Raw genomic sequence first — 332 nt, 5'->3', positions numbered from 1 at the left:
CGCTACCGAAGTAACGACTTTCCTTTGTTGATATTTGTATTAAATTATTTTATTAGCTGCCACCCGGATCCGTCATCATATATGTAACTGGGCTTGTCTGATCCGTTTTATCAACGTTTCCGAATAATCCGAACCCTAATGCTCCTACACACATTACTAGTGCAATTAGTTTCTTTTTCATTGTAGTACTTCCCCTTTACTCATTAGTATGTTTTTACATAACTGGCCATAGAAACTTAATCCTGATAATTCAAATTCTAGTAAGACTTGTTTAATACCTTCTAAATCTCCAATGCATTTACTGTAAGAAAAGCGTTGGAATGGACTAAAAC

At 34.9% G+C, this 332-nt stretch carries 1 protein-coding gene; it reads right to left on the bottom strand.

The annotated features are described in order from the left end of the window. Window positions 1–52: 52 nt before the first annotated feature. Window positions 53–181 carry a hypothetical protein gene (locus KVT11_RS21320; protein WP_302693860.1) on the bottom strand — a complete coding sequence of 43 codons (129 nt, stop codon included), beginning with the start codon at window positions 179–181 and terminating at the stop codon, window positions 53–55. Window positions 182–332 lie beyond the last annotated feature (151 nt).

Origin of the sequence: Bacillus sp. GbtcB10 (assembly GCF_019091365.1) — a bacterium.
Lineage (GTDB): Bacteria > Bacillota > Bacilli > Bacillales > Bacillaceae > Bacillus > Bacillus altitudinis.
Note: the sequence above shows the minus strand (reverse complement) of the source record. Positions and strands in the feature narration are given on the sequence as shown.

What these genes read in the sequence shown, in the direction of transcription:
- KVT11_RS21320 (WP_302693860.1), bottom strand. Translation starts at nt 181, where the DNA reads ATGAAAAAGAAACTAATTGCACTAGTAATGTGTGTAGGAGCATTAGGG.